The following is an 18558-nucleotide window of genomic DNA, read 5'->3' on the forward strand; positions in this document are numbered from 1 at the left end:
GGAACGCCGAGCCACAGCGAGGCGCCGACAGGCGGGGCAGAGCGTTTTGGTTACTTTTGCGCTTTTCAAAAGTGACCCGCTGTAAGAGCGGAACCCATAGCGGCCATCACCCAAATAACGGATATACACCCAATCCCCCGCAAACCACCCCCGACACCTGTCATCCAAGCGTCACCGTAACTTCATGGAGATGACACCCACCCTACATAGCCTGACATGGCACTAACAAGTCGACCGGCCGCAACCCTGGCCGGCACTCGGAGACTCGCCATGACTCAGATCGCCCGCATCAGCGACACCGGCAATGAACGCCGCCTGCAAGCCGAACGCCTGATCGGCGCCCAAGCCCTGCAGGAAGCCCAAGCCCTGCGGTTCAACGTATTCAGCGGCGAATTCAACGCCAAGCTGAAAGGCGCCGAACTGGGCCTGGACATGGATGACTATGATGTTCACTGCAGCCACATCGGCGTGCGGGACTTGAACAGCGGTCGACTCGTCGCCACCACCCGTTTGCTCGACCACCAGGCCGCCAGCACCCTGGGCCGCTTCTACAGCGAAGAAGAATTCAGCCTCCACGGCCTGCTCCACCTCAAAGGCCCAATCCTGGAAATCGGCCGCACCTGCGTCGACCCCGCCTACCGTAATGGCGGCACCATCGCCGTGTTGTGGGGCGAGTTGGCCGAAGTACTCAACCAGGGCGGCTACAGCTACCTGATGGGTTGCGCGAGCATCCCGATGCACGACGGCGGCATCCAGGCCCACGCGATCATGCAGCGTTTGCGCGAGCGCTACCTGTGCAACGAACACCTGCGGGCCGAACCGAAAAAGCCGCTGCCGGCACTGGACCTGCCGACCAACGTCATCGCCGAAATGCCGCCCCTGCTCAAGGCCTATATGCGCCTGGGCGCAAAAATTTGCGGCGAGCCATGCTGGGACGAAGACTTCCAGGTGGCCGACGTCTTTATCCTGCTCAAGCGCGACGAGTTGTGCCCGCGCTATGCCCGCCACTTCAAGGCAGCCATGTGATGAGCCGCCTTCGGGTGTACGGGCGGATTGCCCGCGTGCTGGTAGTCGTGGCCCTGGGCTTGACCATGGCCGCTGTGTTTGGGGTGTTTGAACGCGTGGGGGTGGCCAATTCGATGGTGCGCCGACAGCGCTGGTCGCGTTTTTTCATGGCACGGCTGACCAACGCCCTGCCCTTTCGCGTGACCGTGCACGGTGAGCTGCCGCAGCAGTCGATGTTGTGGGTCAGCAACCATGTGTCATGGACCGATATCCCATTGCTGGGGATGGTGGCGCCGATGTCGTTCCTGTCCAAGGCCGAGGTGCGAACCTGGCCGGTGGCGGGCTGGCTGGCAGCCAAGGCGGGCAGCCTGTTTATCCGCCGGGGCTCGGGTGACAGCCAACTGATCCGCAAACAGATGACCCGCCACCTGGAGCAACAACACCCGCTGTTGATGTTCCCGGAAGGCACCACCACTAATGGCCGCGCCCTGCGTACATTCCACGGCCGGTTATTGGCCAGTGCGATCGATGCCGACGTGTCGCTGCAACCGGTGGCGATTCGTTACCTGCGTGACGGCAACATCGACCCGCTGGCACCGTTCATTGGCGACGATGATTTGCTCTCGCACCTGATGCGTTTGTTTGGCAATGACCAGGGCGATGTGGAAATCCATCTGCTCAAGCCGATTGCCTGCGCCGGGCAGGAGCGTGCGGCGTTGGCGTTCCAGGCGCAGCAAGCGGTGCAGAAGGCGTTGTTCGGCGCGCTTCCTGAGGCCGAGCAAATGCCAACCCGGCCAGCATTCGCGGCTTAAAGCGAGCACATTTAAAGTTGTGCTGCCAACTGGCTGTTTGAGAACTGCTGCAACTGCGGGTAAAACACCCGGAAGTCCTCACTCAACGGCTCGTACAGCGCCCGCAACTCCTGCATGGCATGGCCCAGCTCCTCGGGCCGTGTCAGGCGCCGGCCGATTCCCCGCAGTACCTGCTCCATCACTTCGAACTCGCGGTATGAACCCAACCAGTCATCCGCCGCCATATACGGCGCAATCTGCGCCAGCCGCCCCGGCAGCGCCGGTTCTTCAGCGAGCACCCGGTAAACCCGGGAGGTAAACCGCTCCAGCGGCTGGTCGGCGTACAACGCCCAATCCCGCGCCAGGCAGTGGTCGAAAAACACATCGAGGACGATCCCAGCGTAGCGGCGTCGGGTGAGGGTGAAGCGCGACAACGCCTCCCCGATCAGCGGGTGGCTGTCGGTATAGCGATCGATCGAGCGGTGCAACTGAATCGCCGACTCGATTTGCCGGCTGAACTCGCCTTGCAGGCGCCCTTTAACAAAGTCGCCATACAGGCTGCCGAGCAATTGAGCAGGAAGTTCGCCGCCCAGGTGCAGATGTGCGAGATAATTCATGGCGCGCAGTCTAACACTGCCGCCAACGTATCGTTATAACCCGATATACCGATTTAATCTGGCTTAAGACCAAAATCATATTGGTATATCGGAATACAACGATTTAAAGTTCGCCTCATCGCGATATAACGTTTTACAAACCCGAGCATCACTGCCATGTCCATCGACCTCGACGAAATAATAAAAGCCCTGGCGCACCCAGTACGGCGAGACATCCTCAACTGGCTGAAAGACCCGAAAACCCAATTCCCCGATCAGATCCACCACCATGAGCACGGCATTTGCGCCGGGCAGATCGACCAGCGCTGTGGCCTGTCCCAGTCCACCGTGTCGGCGCACCTGGCCAACCTGCAACGCGCAGGGCTGATCAGCAGCCAAAAGGCCGGCCAATGGCACTTTTTCAAACGCAATGAGGATGTGATCCAAGCCTTCCTCAAAGCGCTCACCGAAGAACTCAGCACACCGCTGTAACAAGGACCCAACAATGCCTCTCTCGCTACTCATCCTGGCCTTAAGCGCCTTCGCCATCGGTACCACCGAGTTCGTCATCATGGGCCTGTTGCCCGATGTGGCGGCCGACCTCGGTGTCTCGATTCCCGGCGCCGGCTGGCTAGTGACCGGTTACGCCCTGGGCGTAGCCATCGGTGCGCCGTTCATGGCACTGGCCACCGCCAAGCTGCCGCGCAAGGCCGCCCTGGTAGCGTTGATGGGCATCTTCATCATCGGCAACCTGCTCTGCGCCCTGGCGAGTGACTACAACGTGCTGATGTTTGCCCGTGTGGTCACCGCGCTCTGCCACGGGGCCTTCTTCGGTATCGGTTCGGTGGTTGCTGCCAACCTGGTGCCGGCCAACAAGCGTGCTTCGGCTGTGGCGCTGATGTTCACCGGCTTGACCCTGGCCAACGTGCTCGGCGTGCCGCTGGGTACTGCGCTGGGCCAGGAAGCCGGCTGGCGCTCGACCTTCTGGGCAGTGACCGTGATTGGTGTGATCGCCTTGATCGGCCTGATCCGCTTCCTGCCGGCCAAGCGTGACGAGGAAAAACTCGACATGCGCGCCGAACTCAGAGCACTAAAGGGCGCCGGCATCTGGCTCTCCCTGAGCATGACCGCACTGTTCGCGGCCTCGATGTTCACCCTCTTCACTTATGTCGCGCCGTTGTTGGGTGACGTAACTGGCGTCTCGCCCAAAGGCGTGACCTGGACCCTGCTGCTGATCGGCCTGGGCCTGACCGTCGGCAACATCATCGGCGGCAAGCTGGCAGACAAGCGCCTGGCCGCCACCCTGATCGGCGTATTCATCAGCATGGCGGTGGTATCCACGGTACTGACCTGGACCAGCGTGGCCGTGATCCCGACCGAAATCACCCTGTTCCTCTGGGCCACCGCCTCGTTTGCCGCCGTACCGGCGCTGCAAATCAACGTGGTGACCTTTGGCAAGGCCGCTCCGAACCTGGTGTCCACCTTGAACATCGGCGCCTTCAACGTCGGCAACGCCCTCGGCGCCTGGGTGGGCGGCAGCGTGATTGCCCATGGCTTCGGCCTGACCAGCGTGCCCCTGGCCGCTGCTGCCCTGGCGGTGCTCGCGCTGCTGGTAACCCTGATTACTTTCCGTCAGAGCGGCGATGCCGACCTGGCCCCCGCGACTAACTGATCAACTAAAGAGAAGGGTGTATCCCATGACGACTATTTTCGATCCAATCAAGCTCGGCGACCTGGAACTGTCGAACCGCATCATCATGGCGCCACTGACCCGCTGCCGTGCCGACGCCGGTCGCGTGCCCAATGCGCTGATGGCTGAATACTACGTACAACGCGCTTCCGCCGGCCTGATCCTCAGCGAAGCGACTTCCGTGACGCCAATGGGCGTGGGCTACCCGGACACCCCCGGCATCTGGTCCAACGACCAGGTTCGCGGCTGGGCCAATGTGACCAAGGCCGTACACGGCGCGGGCGGCAAGATCTTCCTGCAACTGTGGCACGTTGGCCGCATCTCCCATGAGTCGTACCTGGACGGCGAAACCCCGGTCGCGCCAAGTGCCATCCAACCTAAGGGCCACGTCAGCCTGGTGCGCCCACTGGCCGACTACCCAACGCCACGCGCCCTGGAAACCGCTGAAATCGCCGACATCGTCGACGCTTACCGTGTAGGCGCCGAAAACGCCAAGGCTGCCGGTTTTGACGGTGTGGAAGTTCACGGCGCAAACGGCTACCTGCTTGACCAGTTCCTGCAAAGCAGCACCAACCAGCGCACCGACAACTATGGTGGTTCCCTGGAAAACCGTGCCCGCCTGATGCTCGAAGTGACTGACGCGGTGATTGAAGTCTGGGGCGCCGGCCGTGTGGGTGTGCACCTCGCACCGCGCGCCGACTCCCACGACATGGGCGACACCAACCTGTCGGAAACCTTCACCTACGTCGCCAAAGAGCTGGGCAAGCGTGGCATCGCGTTCATCTGCTCCCGTGAAAAGGAAGCGGGCGACAGCCTCGGCCCACAACTCAAAGCAGCCTTCGGTGGCCCGTACATCGCCAACGAGCGCTTCACCAAGGACAGCGCCAACGCCTGGCTGGCCTCGGGCAAGGCGGACGCCGTAGCGTTCGGCGTGCCATTTATCGCCAACCCGGACCTGCCAGCTCGCCTGAAGGCCGATGCGCCGCTGAACGAAGCCCATCCAGAGACGTTCTACGCCAAAGGCCCGGTCGGCTACATCGACTATCCAACCCTGGCACTGTGATCTGCTGAAACGAAAAAGCCCCGGCTTGCGAGAGCCGGGGCTTTTTTATGCACGGCGGGAAACATTCCTTCACAGCCTTGCAACAATATCGCTACAAAATACTTAGCCAACTATCTATCAACCGCCCGCCAGCCCGTATATAAAGTCACCCCACAAAATCAGCGAAAAGGCTGATTGACCACCCTGGGTCTTTATTGTTGACACAACTGGTCGCAATTACGCATTTTGTCTCAATTGCGCAGGCCAGGGCTCAAGCGCAGCATGTCCAACGCGATATCGACCCAGCGCTCTGCGTCTTGGGCCAGCTGGAAACTGTCGGGTACCAGCAGCCATTGGCCGAGAACTCCGTTGATGTAAGCGTGCATGCACACGGCGGCACGTACGCAATCGAGATTCTCCGGAAGCTGCCCGCGATGGACCGCGTTACGCAAGGTCAGCCCGATGCGCAGGTTGCATTCAAGGCTGGCGGTCTGGCGCTGACGGCGCAGATCACACATTTCATCGGTGAATTCGCACTTATGAAACAAAATCTCATTGATGCGCCGGGTCTTCGGGTCCAGGGCTACTTGATGGAACAGATGAATCAGCAGCTTGCGCATGCAACCCAGCGGATCGACCTCGTCCTCGCTCTCACTGGCCCTGGCCAATTCATCCAGCGGCTCGTGCAGCGTATCGAGCATCGCCTGCACCAGGTCGGCCTTGTTGCTGAAATGCCAATAGATAGCACCGCGCGTCACGCCTGCCAACGCGGCGATGTCCGCCAGCGTGGTACGCGCAACCCCACGCTCGTAAAAGGCTTGCTCGGCCGCTTCAAGGATCTGGCTGCGCGTTTCCTGAGCTTCCTCTTTGGTACGACGAACCATGGCAGTAGAACCTCAATCAGAAGGCTTGGGGTGATCGGTAACGCAGACTCAACCTGCGTTAACGACCATCTGAATAATTGTGGGACGACGCCTTCAAGGGCGCCGAACGTACTAGAATCGAGGCTTTGGGCAGTGCTTTGTCTACATTGCGCGAAGCCTGTCAAGAGTTTACAAACAACCATGAACGTAAGTATATTGCGTAGCAAGCTACTTATCTACTCAGTGCCTGTTTTTTACCCTTCCACACTTCTTGTGCGCACCCTGCGCGCCTGACCCGAGGATCTTCATGCAACTTAAGCCAGCTGTTACCGCCCTGGTTACTGCCGTCGCCCTGGCATCGCTGCTCAGCGGATGTAAAAAGGAAGAGGCGGCTCCGCCCGCTCAAACCCCTCAGGTCGGCGTGGTCACTATTCAACCTCAAGCCTTTACCCTGACATCCGAGCTGCCAGGCCGTACCACGGCCTACCGCATTGCCGAGGTTCGCCCTCAGGTCAACGGCATCATTCTCAAGCGCCTGTTCAAGGAAGGCGGTGACGTGAAGGAAGGGCAACAGCTCTACCAGATCGACCCGTCGGTGTATGACGCCACCTTGAAAAGCGCACAGGCGAGCCTGACCCAGACCAAATCGATCACCGACCGCTACAAGCAGTTGGTCGACGAACAAGCTGTCAGCCGTCAGGAATACGACACTGCCGTCGCCAACCGCATGACCGCCGAAGCAAACGTTCAAACCGCCCAGATCAACGTGCGCTACACCAAAGTGTTCGCGCCGATCTCCGGGCGTATTGGCCGTTCCTCGGTCACCGAAGGCGCACTGGTCAGCAATGGCCAGACCGATGCCATGGCCGTGATCCAGCAACTGGACCCGATCTATGTCGACGTAACCCAGTCCTCGGCTGAAATGCTGAAACTGCGCCGCGACCTGGCAAGCGGCCAGTTGGAAAAAGCCGGCGAAAACGCGGCCAAGGTCAAGCTGACCCTGGAAGACGGCACGCCTTACGGCCAGGACGGCAAGCTGGAGTTCTCCGAAGTGTCGGTCGACCAGACCACCGGTTCCGTGACCCTGCGCGCCGTGTTCCCGAACCCTGACCACACCCTGCTGCCGGGCATGTTCGTACACGCCCAACTGCAAGCCGGTGTGAACAGCAAGGCGATCCTGGCTCCGCAGCAAGGCGTGACCCGTGACCTCAAGGGCGTCCCGACTGCATTGATCGTGAACAAGGACAACAAGGTCGAGCAACGTGTACTGGTTGCCAACCGCACCTCCGGCGCCTACTGGCTGGTGGAAAAGGGCCTGGACGCCGGTGACCGCGTGATCACCGAAGGCCTGCAATTCATCAAGCCGGGCATCGAAGTCAAGGTCAAGGACGCTGACAACGCTAAACCCGCCGGCACTGCTGCAGCGCCTGCTGCCGATGCTGGTAAAGGGGAGTAATCCATGTCGAAATTTTTTATCGACCGTCCCATTTTCGCCTGGGTAATTGCCCTGGTGATCATGCTGGTCGGGGCACTGTCGATCCTGAAGTTGCCCATCAACCAATACCCGGCCATCGCGCCGACCGCCATCGACATCCAGGTGACCTACCCGGGCGCGTCCGCACAAACCGTGCAGGACACCGTGGTGCAGGTCATCGAGCAACAGCTCAACGGTATCGACAACCTGCGTTATGTCGCCTCGGACAGTAACTCCGACGGCAGCATGACCATCACCGCGACGTTCAACCAGGGTACCAACCCGGATATCGCCCAGGTTCAGGTGCAGAACAAACTGAACCTGGCGACCCCACTGCTGCCGCAAGAAGTGCAACAGCAGGGGATTCGCGTGACCAAGTCGGTGAAGAACTTCCTGATGGTGATCGGTCTGGTGTCGGAAGACGGCAGCATGACCAAGGACGACCTGTCCAACTACATCGTGTCCAACATCCAGGATCCGATTTCCCGGACGGCTGGCGTAGGTGACTTCCAGGTCTTCGGTTCGCAGTACGCCATGCGTATCTGGCTAGACCCGGCCAAGCTGAACAACTACCAGTTGACGCCGGTTGACGTCAGCGCTGCCATCTCGGCCCAGAACGTTCAGGTGGCCACCGGCCAATTGGGCGGCCTGCCTGCCCTGCCCGGCACCCAGCTGAACGCCACCATCATCGGCAAGACGCGTCTGCAATCGGCTGATGAGTTCGGCAAGATCCTGATGAAGGTCAACACCGACGGCTCGCAGGTTCGCCTGCGTGACGTTGCGCGGATCGAACTGGGCGGCCAGAACTACAGCATCAGTGCGCAGTTTAACGGTAAGCCGGCTTCCGGCATGGCGATCAAGCTGGCCGCCGGCGCCAACGCCCTGGACACCGGCAAGGCCATCCGCGCCACCGTGGCATCCCTGGAACCGTTTTTCCCGCCAGGCATGAAGGCTGTGGTGCCGTATGACACCACGCCGGTAGTGACCGAATCGATCTCCGGTGTTGTTGACACCCTGGTCGAGGCGATCGTGCTGGTGTTCCTGGTAATGTTCCTGTTCCTGCAGAACTTCCGCGCCACCATCATCACCACCATGACCGTACCGGTGGTATTGCTGGGTACCTTCGGGATCCTGGCGGCGTTCGGTTTCACCATCAACACCCTGACCATGTTCGGCATGATCCTGGCCATCGGCTTGCTGGTGGATGACGCCATCGTCGTGGTGGAAAACGTCGAACGGGTGATGGCCGAGGAGCATCTGTCGCCAAAAGAAGCAACGATCAAGTCCATGGGCCAGATCCAGGGCGCCCTGGTGGGTATTGCGCTGGTACTGTCGGCGGTACTGTTGCCGATGGCGTTCTTCGGTGGTTCAACCGGTGTGATCTACCGGCAGTTCTCCATCACCATTGTTTCGGCGATGGCGTTGTCGGTACTGGTTGCCCTGATCTTCACCCCGGCCCTGTGCGCCACCATGCTCAAGCCGATCGACCCGGAAAAACACGGCCAGCCCAAGCGCGGCTTTTTCGGCTGGTTCAACCGCACCTTCGACAGCGGCGTACTGAAGTACGAGCGCGGCGTGGGCGCGATGATCAAGCACAAGATTCCAGCGTTCCTGGTCTATGCGTTGATCCTTGCCGGCATGATCTGGATGTTCACCCGTATTCCAAGCGCGTTCCTGCCTGAGGAAGACCAGGGTGTGATCTTTGCCCAAGTGCAGACGCCGGTCGGTTCTTCGGCTGAACGTACGCAAAAAGTCATCGACGACATGCGTGCCTTCCTGCTGCATGACAAGGAAGGCGAGCCAGGCGAAGGCAAGGCCGTGAAGTCGGTGTTTACCGTCAACGGCTTCAACTTTGCCGGTCGTGGCCAGAGTTCGGGCCTCGCGTTTGTGATGCTCAAGCCGTGGGGCGAGCGTGATTCGACCCAATCGGTATTTGAAGTGGCCAAGCGTGCCCAGGGTTATTTCTTCGGAGCCTTCAAGGACGCCATGGTATTTGCCATCGTGCCGCCTTCGGTTCTGGAGTTGGGTAACGCCACCGGCTTCGACGTGTTCCTGCAAGACCAGGGTGGTGTCGGCCACGACAAGCTGATGGCTGCACGTAACCAGTTCCTCGGTGCGGCAGCGCAAAGCAAGGTCCTGGCGGGCGTGCGCCCCAACGGCGTGAACGATGAGCCGCAGTACGAGCTGACCGTTGACGACGAGAAGGCCAGTGCCCAGGGCATCAGCCTGGCGGACATCCAGCAAACCCTGGCGATTGCCTTGGGTGGCAGCTACGTCAACGACTTCATCGACCGCGGTCGTGTGAAGAAGGTGTATGTACAAGGCGACGCCGCCAGCCGTATGTCTCCGGAAGACCTGGACAAATGGTACGTGCGCAGCACCTCCGGCAAGATGGTGCCCCTGTCGGCCATCTCCTCGGGCAAGTGGATCTTCGGTTCGCCGAAACTCTCGCGCTATAACGGTGTAGCGGCGATGGAAATCCTCGGTACCCCGGCACCTGGTTACAGTACCGGTGATGCAATGGCGGAAGTCGAACGCATTGCCAAGGACCTGCCAGCCGGCGTTGGTTACTCCTGGACCGGCCTGTCGTACGAAGAACGCCTGTCTGGCTCCCAGGCACCTGCGCTGTACGCCCTGTCGCTGCTGGTAGTGTTCCTGTGCCTCGCGGCACTGTACGAAAGCTGGTCGATCCCGATTGCGGTGATTCTGGTTGTACCGCTGGGTGTGATCGGTGCGCTGATCGCCACCAGCCTGCGGGGACTGTCCAACGACGTGTTCTTCCAGGTGGGCCTGTTGGTCACGGTGGGCCTGGCGGCGAAAAACGCCATCCTGATCGTGGAGTTCGCCAAAGAGCTTCACGAGCAAGGCAAAGGCATTGTCGAGGCGGCAATCGAGGCATCCCGTATGCGTCTGCGCCCGATTATCATGACCTCCATGGCGTTCATGCTCGGCGTACTGCCACTGGCGATCTCCACGGGCGCGGGTTCAGGCAGCCAGCATGCGATCGGTACCGGCGTAATTGGCGGTATGATCACAGCCACCGTCCTGGCGATCTTCTGGGTGCCACTGTTCTATGCAACCGTGTCCTCCGCCGGCGAGCGTAAAAAGACTGAAACCAAGCAAACTCCTAAAGAGGCTGGCCAATGAGCAAGTCGCTACTTTCCCTAGCCGTCACGGCATTCGTGCTCAGTGGCTGCTCGCTGATCCCGGACTACCAGCGCCCTGAAGCGCCGGTAGCCGCGCAGTTCCCGCAGGGGCCGGCGTATTCGTCGGCCCAGGCGCCGGGCCAGGCCGCTGCCGAGCAAGGCTGGAAGCAGTTTTTCCATGACCCTGCCCTGCAACAGCTGATCCAGACTGCATTGGTGAACAACCGCGACCTGCGTGTCGCGGCCCTGAATATCGACGCGTATGCCGCGCAGTATCAGATCCAGCGTGCCGACCTGTTCCCTGCCATTTCGGCCACAGGTAGCGGCAGCCGTTCGCGCACCCCGGCCAAACTGTCGCAGACCGGCGAAGCGGGCATCTCCAGTCAATACTCCGCTGGCCTCGGGATCAGCTCTTATGAGCTGGACCTGTTCGGCCGGGTTCGCAGCCTGAGCGAGCAAGCGCTGCAACAATACTTCGCGACCGAAGAAGCGCGCCGCAGCACCCAGATCAGCCTGGTGGCCAGCGTGGCCAACGCCTACCTGACCTGGCAGGCCGACAAGGAACTGCTCAAGCTCACCCAGGACACCCTCGGTGCGTTCGAACAGAGCTACAAACTCACCTCGCGCAGCAACGAAGTTGGCGTGGCGTCGGCCCTGGACCTGAGCCAGGCCCGTACCTCGGTGGAAAACGCCCGGGTGCAACTGGCGCGTTACACCCGCCAGGTGGCCCAGGACGAGAACAGCCTGACCCTGCTGCTGGGCACCGGCTTGCCGGCGAACATCGTCAGCCAGCCATTGGCTGACAACCTGTTGAGCGAAGTACCGGCCGGCCTGCCGTCGGACCTGCTGCAACGTCGTCCCGACATCCTGCAAGCCGAGTACAACCTCAAGGCGGCCAACGCCAACATCGGTGCGGCACGGGCTGCGTTCTTCCCGAGCATCACCCTGACCGCCAGCGCCGGCACCGCGAGCCCGACCCTGGGCGGCCTGTTCAAGGGCGGCTCGGGTACCTGGTCGTTCGCGCCGCAAATCAACATCCCGATCTTCAACGCCGGCAGCCTGCGCGCCAGCCTGGATTACTCCAAAATCCAGAAAGAGATCAACGTCGCCAACTACGAGAAAGCGATCCAGACCGGCTTCCAGGAAGTCTCCGACGGCCTTGCCGCACGTGAGACCTACAAGCAGCAACTGGACGCCCAACGTGGCTTCGTCGCGGCCAACCAGGATTACTACCGCCTGGCCGAGCGTCGCTACCGTATTGGTGTCGACAGCAACCTGACGTTCCTGGATGCCCAGCGCCAACTGTTCAGTGCCCAGCAATCGCTGATCACTGACCGCCTGGCGCAACTCAACAGCGAGGTCAACCTGTACAAGGCCCTCGGTGGTGGCTGGAACGAGCAGACCGCGAAGAACGAGCCGTTGAAAGAAGAAGCACCGGCGCTGAAGTTGTTCTGATAACGCCGTAGCAAAAAGAAACCGCTTCCCTCACAGGAAGCGGTTTTTTTATGCCCATGACTTTACGTTCGATCATCGCCCACAACCCGCTCTCCCCCACTTTCATCGCCCCATACCGCCCCGCACCATGGCCCGCACCTGCATAACCCCAATAACAACAGGTCCAACGCCATGAGCATCGTTCATCCGCGCCAGCTATTGCTGGCGGCCGCTGTTGCCAGCCTCGCCTTTCCCGTCCTCGCCGAAGAACACGGCTTCCTGGAAGACGCCAGCGCCAACCTCAACCTGCGCAACTTCTTCTTCAACCGTAACTACACCAACCCGGCCAAGGCCCAGGGCGGCGCCCAGGAGTGGACCCAAAGTTTCATTCTCGACGCCAGGTCCGGCTTTACCCAAGGCGCCGTCGGGTTCGGCATGGACGTACTGGGTTTGTATGCGCAGAAGCTCGATGGTGGTCGCGGTACCGGCGGCACCCAACTCCTGCCGCTGGACCGTGATGGCGAGCCCGCCGATAACTTCGGGCGCCTCGGTGTTGCGTTCAAGGCGCGAATTTCCAAGACCGAAGTAAAGGTCGGCGAATGGATGCCGGTGCTGCCTATCCTGCGTTCGGACGATGGCCGCTCCTTGCCGCAAACCCTGCGCGGCGGGCAAATCACCTCCCGGGAAATCGCCGGCCTGACCCTCTATGGCGGCCAGTTCCGCGCCAACAGCCCGCGGGACGACAGCAGCATGACTGACATGTCGATGTTCGGAAAAGCCGCGTTCACCTCCGACCGGTTCAACTTCCAGGGTGGCGAATATGCGTTCAACAACAAACACACCCAAGTGGGCGTGTGGAACGCCCAACTCAAGGACATCTACAGCCAGCAATACCTCAACCTGATCCACAGCCAGCCTGTGGGCGACTGGACGCTGGGCGCCAACCTTGGATTCTTCTACGGCAAGGACGACGGCAGCGCCCGCGCCGGAGACCTCGACAACAAGACCTGGTCCGGACTGTTCTCGGCCCGGTACGGCGGTAACACCTTCTACCTCGGCCTGCAAAAGCTCACAGGCAACAGCGCCTGGATGCGCGTCAATGGCACCAGCGGCGGTACCCTGGCCAACGACAGCTACAACGCCAGCTACGACAACGCCCGGGAAAAATCCTGGCAGGTACGCCATGACTACAACTTTGCCGCCCTGGGTATTGCGGGCCTGACGTTGATGAACCGCTATATCAGCGGCAGCAACGTACACAGCGGCACCGTGACCGACGGCAGGGAATGGGGACGGGAAAGCGAAGTGGCCTACGTGGTGCAGAGCGGAACGCTGAAGGATCTCAATCTGCGCTGGCGCAACTCCAGCATGCGCAGGGACTACAGCAACAACGAGTTTGATGAAAACCGGTTGATCGTCAGTTACCCGATAAGCCTGCTGTAAAGCCTCGACAGACTTGCTGTATGGTGCGCGCGTGTCATGGATGACCCGACCCCGCAGCCAACGTCTTTCGAGTCCGCCATGAAACACTTCGCCACCGTATCGGCCGTATTGGCCCTGGCCCTGACGCTCAGCGGCTGCATCGGCCCGCCCTTGGCGCTCACACCGCAAACCGAACAACGCCTGCAAACCGAAGCGCCGATCCGTTTTTTACTGACCTTCGATGATGGCCCCAGCGCATCGGGTTTTATGAACCCCAGCCGTTCGGTAATGGCGGACCTGGCGAAAAACCCGATACAACCGGGGATCAAGGCAGTGTTCTTCCTGCAGACCGAGGCGCCCCGCTCTGGCGGCAACCCGCGTGGCTACAAGACCATGGAGCGCGAATACGCGGCCGGTCATATCCTGGGTTTCCATACCGCGACTCCGTGGCACAGTAATCATCGCTCGCAAAATCCGGTTGAACTGGAGCACTACCTCAGCCTGGGTTCGTCGACACTCCAATCCATCACTGGCCAACCGCCCACGTTGGTACGTCCACCGTTCTGGAACTACGACAAGCGCACCTTCGCCGCCTATCAACAGCATGGCATGCATGTGCTGCTCACCGACCTGAGTGCAAACGATGGGGTGATCTGGGTGTTCAATGGCAGCCCGCGACGACGAGAAAACCTGATCCGCCAACTGTCGGTGGTGCGCGAGCGCATCGCCAAAGGCGAATTACCGACGGTGGACGGCGTGATCCCGGTGGTGGTGACCTTCCACGATATCAACCGCTACACCGCCTGGCACTTGAAGGAATACCTGCAAATCCTGCTGGACAGCGCCCATATCAATGGCGTGCCCCTCGCCACACAGCCTTTCTACACCGACCGGGCAACCTTGCAGCGAGCCGCCATGGCCCGCACGGTAAAAAGCGCCGACGAAGTCGTGCATCTGCCCGGCGTGTGGAATTGGGTATGGGACGCTGACTCGCACTAGGCGCGCGACTCTACCCCCAACTCATCCCACACCGACTCGGCCAAGTGAAACGTCGCATTCGCCGCCGGAATGCCGCAATAGATCGCGCTCTGCATCAGCACTTCCTTGATCTCGGCGCGGGTCACACCGTTGCTCGCGGCGGCGCGCAGGTGCAGCTTCAGCTCTTCGCTGCGGTTCATGCCGATGAGCATGGCGATGGTGATCAGGCTGCGGGTATGCCGCGGCAGCCCCGGGCGGGTCCAGATATCACCCCAGGCGTGGCGGGTGATCATTTCCTGGAACTCGCTGTTGAACTCGGTCAGGGCGTTGAGGCTGCGGTCGACGTGGGCGTCGCCCAGCACTTCGCGGCGCACTTGCAGGCCTTCGGCATAACGTTGTTTCTCGTCCACAAAACGCTCCTCATGCAACGGTGACGACAGGCACATACCTGTGGCGAGGGAGCTTGCTCCCGTTGGGTCGCGCAGCGACCCCAGTGAGGCCGCTGCAGGGTTTTACAAATAGTTGGGTTGCGGCTGCTCAGGGGCTGCTACGCAGCCCAACGGGAGCAAGCTCCCTCGCCACAGGGTTCAGCGATACTCAGCGCGATAGCAGAAATTCCAGCACACGGTCGCTGAACACCGCACCGGCTTGCACGTTGGACAGGTGCGCGGCGTAGAACTCGGCGTACTCGGCGCCCTTCACGTGTTCCTGGATAAAGTGCCCACCGGAAGGCGGCGTGACTGCATCTTCGCTGCCGGCAATCACCAGGGTCGGCACCTTGATGGACGACAGTTGCTCACGCAAATCCGCATCGCGCACGGCCGCGCAATTTGCGGCATAACCTTCGGGGTTGGTTGCTGCCAGCATGTCGGTGATTAGCTTGGCCTGGTCAGGATGTGCCTCGGCAAAGTCGGCGGTGAACCAGCGTGCGATCGACGCGTCACGCAGGGCAACCATCGCTGCCGCCCCGTCGCGCAGGACCATCTCGATCCGTGGATTCCAGATATCGGGCGTGCCGATTTTCGCTGCTGTGTTGCATACCACCAGCCGGAGCAAACGCTCACCCGCATGGATCCCCAGCCACTGGCCGATCAGGCCGCCCATGGACAGCCCGCAGAAATGCGCGCGCTCGACCTGCAAAGCATCCAGCAACGCCAACACGTCACCGCCCAATTGCTCGATGCTGTAGGGGCCTTCAGTGACCAGGGATTTGCCGTGGCCACGGGTATCAAAACGCAGTACCCGAAAGTGTTGCGTGAACGCCTCGATCTGGCTGTCCCACATGTGCAGGTCGGTGCCCAGGGAGTTGGACAGCACCAACACTGGTGCGTCTTCGGGGCCATCGAGTTGGTAGTTCAGTTCGCCATCGGCGAGTTGTACAAATCCCACAGCAGCCTCCTCAGGCAGTCAAAGCAAAATGTTCGGCCACGGCTCGGGTAACCCAGGTTTGCGCCTGGCCGAGGTAGTGCGCCGGGTCCAGCAGGCGGTCCAGTTCGGCGGCCGAAAGCTCGGCGGTTACTTGCGGTTCATCGCCCAGCACCACCCGCAGGTGACGGTGCTCGGAGACGGCACGCTTGCAGCATTGTTCCAGCAGATGGTGCGCGGTTTCGCGGCCCAGGCGTTGGGCGAGGACGATGCTGACCGCCTCGGCCAGTACCAGGCCCTGGGTCAAGTCGAGATTCTGCGCCATGCGCTCGCGGTCGACTTCCAGCCCTTCACTCACCAGTAGCGCCTGGTGCAACGCACCGGACACCAGCCGGCAAATCTCTGGCAAGGTTTCCCATTCGGCGTGCCACAGGCCCAGGCTGCGTTCGTGCTCCTGGGGCATGGCGCTGAACATCGTGGCCACCAGGCCCGGCACGCGGGTTGCGGCACTGATCAGCACGGCGGCGCCCACAGGGTTGCGCTTGTGGGGCATGGTCGAGGAACCGCCTTTGCCGGGGGCCGACGGTTCGAACACTTCCGCCGCTTCGGTCTGCATCAGCAAGCTAATGTCGCGGCCCAGCTTGCCAAGGCTGCCGGCGATCAGGCCGAGTAGCGAGGCAAACTCTACCAGGCGGTCGCGCTGGGTGTGCCAGGGTTGCTCCGGCAGGCCCAGTTGCAACTCGGCGGCCAGCGCTTGCGCCACCGGCATCGCCTGTTCGCCCAGGGCCGCCAGGGTGCCGGACGCACCACCAAATTGCAGCACCAGCAACCGCGGCTTGAGCTCGCCCAGGCGCTGGCGATTGCGAGTGACTGCGCCGAGCCAGCCGGCGATCTTCATGCCCAGCGTGACCGGCGTTGCATGCTGCAGCCAGGTGCGGCCAGCCAATGGAGTTGTTGCATATCGCTGCGCCTGTGCGGCAAGGATGCCGCCCAGGCGCGCCAAATCATGCTCGATCAGCTCGACCGCGCTGCGCAGTTGCAGCACCAGGCCAGTGTCCATCACATCCTGGCTGGTAGCGCCCAAATGCACATAACGTTCAGCGCCGGCATCTTCGCTGGCGATCAACTTGCCGAGGGCCTTGACCAACGGAATCGCCGAGTTGCCCGCCGTGGCAATCGCCTCGCCGAGGGCATCGACATCGTAGAGGGAAGCGAGGCAAGCCTGGGCAATCGGCGCGACGGCCGCTTGCGGGATCAACCCGACCTGGGCCTCGGCCCGGGCCAGCGCGGCTTCGAAATCCAGCATGCCCTGCAAGCGCCCTTGGTCGCAGAACACTTCGGCCATGCTGTTGGCGGTGAAATAGGCGTCGAACAGTTGGTTGCTCGTGCGCATCGTCATAACACATCCCTAGGTGGCGCATACCCGGCAACGGGCATGCGCCAGCCGGTTACAGATCGTGGTGCAAGTACGCCGCCTCTTTGGGCAGGCGCAAGCTGAACAGAAACGCCACCGCCATCATCGCCGTGACGTACCAGTAAAAGGTGTTTTCCATGCCCATGGACTTGAGACCCAAGGCCACATACTCCGCTGAACCACCGAAGATCGCGTTCGCCACCGCATACGCCAGGCCCACGCCCAGTGCGCGCACTTGTGGCGGGAACATTTCGGCCTTCACCAGGCCGCTGATGGAGGTGTAGAAGCTCACGATGGCCAGCGCCAGGGTGATCAACACAAAGGCCAGGAACGGGCTACTGACGGTTTTCAGGGTGAGCAGGATCGGCACCGTGCACAGCGTGCCCAGGGCGCCGAACCACAGCATCGAGTTACGGCGGCCAATCTTGTCCGCCAGCATGCCGAACAGCGGCTGCATGCACATGTAGAAGAACAGCGCGCCGGTCATGATGTAGCTGGCGGTCTTGGCGTGCATCCCGGCGGTGTTCACCAGGTACTTCTGCATGTAGGTGGTGAACGTGTAGAAAATCAGCGAGCCGCCGGCGGTATAGCCGAGTACGGTGATAAACGCCGCCTTGTGATCGCGGAACAGCGCGGCAATGCTGCCGGCGTCCTTGTCCTCACGCATTTCCTTGCTGGTGGTTTCTTTCAGGGTGCGGCGCAGCAACAGCGAGATCACTGCCGCAATGGCGCCGATCACAAACGGAATCCGCCAGCCCCAGGCGCGCAGTTCGTCTTCGGTGAGGATCTGTTGCAGGATCACCACCACCAGCACCGCCAGCAGTTGCCCGCCGATCAGGGTCACGTACTGGAACGAGGCGAAGAAGCCGCGCTGGCCCTTGAGGGCGACTTCACTCATGTAGGTGGCGGTGGTGCCGTATTCGCCACCTACCGACAGGCCCTGGAACAGCCGGGCGACCAGCAGCAAGGCCGGAGCCCAGGCGCCGATGTCTTTATAGGTGGGCAAAAAGGCGATGACCAGGGAGCCGGCGCACATCATCAGCACCGAGATCATCATGGAATTCTTGCGCCCGTGTTTATCCGCCACCCGGCCAAAGAGCCAGCCGCCGATGGGGCGCATCAGGAAGCCGGCGGCGAACACACCGGCGGTATTCAAGAGTTGCACGGTGGGGTTTTCCGACGGGAAAAACGCCGGGGCGAAGTAGATGGCGCAGAAGGCATAAACGTAGAAGTCGAACCATTCGACAAGGTTGCCGGAGGACGCACCGACAATCGCAAAGATCCTTTTGCTGCGTTCTTCTCCGGTGTAGTGACTGGTTTTTGTTGTCATGGTTTTTC

16 protein-coding genes are annotated in these 18558 nt (G+C 61.3%); 10 read left to right on the plus strand and 6 right to left on the minus strand.

Features of this window, described 5'->3' with window-relative positions; genetic code table 11:
- Positions 1–270: 270 nt before the first annotated feature.
- Together olsB and ACZRN6_RS09785 are read left to right on the plus strand one after the other, a co-directional pair.
- Entirely contained in the window at positions 271–1026 is a 756-nt protein-coding gene (gene olsB / locus ACZRN6_RS09780) for an L-ornithine N(alpha)-acyltransferase (protein ID WP_322143672.1), read from the plus strand.
- Positions 1026–1817: a lysophospholipid acyltransferase family protein gene (locus tag ACZRN6_RS09785; protein WP_464007845.1), complete on the plus strand. Its 792-nt coding sequence runs from the start codon at positions 1026–1028 to the stop codon at positions 1815–1817. Before olsB ends, ACZRN6_RS09785 begins: the two co-directional genes overlap by 1 nt.
- An 11-nt stretch (positions 1818–1828) precedes the next feature.
- On the opposite strand, the gene ACZRN6_RS09790 is transcribed toward ACZRN6_RS09785, so the two are convergent.
- A complete protein-coding gene (locus tag ACZRN6_RS09790) occupies positions 1829–2413 on the minus strand; it encodes an acyl carrier protein phosphodiesterase (RefSeq protein WP_464007846.1) in 585 nt (194 codons plus the stop codon).
- A 156-nt stretch (positions 2414–2569) separates the two neighbouring features.
- Between ACZRN6_RS09790 and ACZRN6_RS09795 the strand changes: the two genes are divergently transcribed.
- Genes ACZRN6_RS09795 through ACZRN6_RS09805 form a run of 3 tightly spaced genes read left to right on the plus strand, consistent with a single transcriptional unit; the run spans position 2570 to position 5145 of the window.
- Positions 2570–2884, plus strand: coding sequence for an ArsR/SmtB family transcription factor (locus ACZRN6_RS09795; RefSeq protein ID WP_322143669.1), 315 nt, complete (start codon positions 2570–2572; stop codon positions 2882–2884).
- Positions 2885–2897: 13 nt separating this feature from the next.
- Positions 2898–4064 carry an MFS transporter gene (locus ACZRN6_RS09800; RefSeq protein ID WP_322143668.1) on the plus strand — a complete coding sequence of 389 codons (1167 nt, stop codon included), beginning with the start codon at positions 2898–2900 and terminating at the stop codon, positions 4062–4064.
- Positions 4065–4089: 25 nt separating this feature from the next.
- The gene (locus tag ACZRN6_RS09805) at positions 4090–5145 is read left to right on the plus strand and encodes an alkene reductase (protein WP_464007847.1); all 1056 of its coding nucleotides are present in this window, start codon (positions 4090–4092) and stop codon (positions 5143–5145) included.
- Positions 5146–5375: 230 nt separating this feature from the next.
- Here the strand turns inward: ACZRN6_RS09805 and ACZRN6_RS09810 are convergent, their stop codons facing one another.
- Positions 5376–6008 carry a TetR family transcriptional regulator gene (locus ACZRN6_RS09810; protein ID WP_322143666.1) on the minus strand — a complete coding sequence of 211 codons (633 nt, stop codon included), beginning with the start codon at positions 6006–6008 and terminating at the stop codon, positions 5376–5378.
- A 286-nt stretch (positions 6009–6294) separates the two neighbouring features.
- Here ACZRN6_RS09810 and ACZRN6_RS09815 point away from each other — a divergent pair, with 286 nt between their 5' ends.
- The 5 genes from ACZRN6_RS09815 to ACZRN6_RS09835 all read left to right on the plus strand — a co-directional run bounded on the left by ACZRN6_RS09815 (position 6295) and on the right by ACZRN6_RS09835 (position 14462).
- Positions 6295–7443: an efflux RND transporter periplasmic adaptor subunit gene (locus ACZRN6_RS09815; protein WP_464007848.1), complete on the plus strand. Its 1149-nt coding sequence runs from the start codon at positions 6295–6297 to the stop codon at positions 7441–7443.
- 3 nt (positions 7444–7446) lie between these two features.
- Positions 7447–10608, plus strand: a complete 3162-nt coding sequence (locus tag ACZRN6_RS09820; RefSeq protein WP_322143664.1) for an efflux RND transporter permease subunit — start codon at positions 7447–7449, stop codon at positions 10606–10608.
- The gene (adeC, locus tag ACZRN6_RS09825; protein WP_464007849.1) at positions 10605–12062 is read left to right on the plus strand and encodes an AdeC/AdeK/OprM family multidrug efflux complex outer membrane factor; all 1458 of its coding nucleotides are present in this window, start codon (positions 10605–10607) and stop codon (positions 12060–12062) included. Before ACZRN6_RS09820 ends, adeC begins: the two co-directional genes overlap by 4 nt.
- A 171-nt stretch (positions 12063–12233) precedes the next feature.
- Positions 12234–13484: an OprD family porin gene (locus tag ACZRN6_RS09830; protein ID WP_464007850.1), complete on the plus strand. Its 1251-nt coding sequence runs from the start codon at positions 12234–12236 to the stop codon at positions 13482–13484.
- Positions 13485–13562: 78 nt separating this feature from the next.
- Positions 13563–14462: a polysaccharide deacetylase family protein gene (locus ACZRN6_RS09835; RefSeq protein ID WP_464007947.1), complete on the plus strand. Its 900-nt coding sequence runs from the start codon at positions 13563–13565 to the stop codon at positions 14460–14462.
- On the opposite strand, the gene pcaC is transcribed toward ACZRN6_RS09835, so the two are convergent.
- The 4 genes from pcaC to ACZRN6_RS09855 all read right to left on the minus strand — a co-directional run bounded on the left by pcaC (position 14459) and on the right by ACZRN6_RS09855 (position 18550).
- Entirely contained in the window at positions 14459–14851 is a 393-nt protein-coding gene (gene pcaC, locus ACZRN6_RS09840) for a 4-carboxymuconolactone decarboxylase (protein WP_003219813.1), read from the minus strand. The two genes, ACZRN6_RS09835 and pcaC, sit on opposite strands and share 4 nt — an antisense overlap.
- Positions 14852–15038: 187 nt before the next feature.
- Positions 15039–15830 carry a 3-oxoadipate enol-lactonase gene (gene pcaD / locus ACZRN6_RS09845; RefSeq protein ID WP_464007851.1) on the minus strand — a complete coding sequence of 264 codons (792 nt, stop codon included), beginning with the start codon at positions 15828–15830 and terminating at the stop codon, positions 15039–15041.
- A gap of 10 nt (positions 15831–15840) precedes the next feature.
- Positions 15841–17205, minus strand: a complete 1365-nt coding sequence (locus tag ACZRN6_RS09850; RefSeq protein WP_322143659.1) for a 3-carboxy-cis,cis-muconate cycloisomerase — start codon at positions 17203–17205, stop codon at positions 15841–15843.
- Between the two features lie 49 nt (positions 17206–17254).
- The gene (locus ACZRN6_RS09855) at positions 17255–18550 is read right to left on the minus strand and encodes an MFS family transporter (protein WP_322143658.1); all 1296 of its coding nucleotides are present in this window, start codon (positions 18548–18550) and stop codon (positions 17255–17257) included.
- Between the last annotated feature and the right edge of the window lie 8 nt (positions 18551–18558).

It is taken from the genome of Pseudomonas sp. A125 (assembly GCF_055409485.1).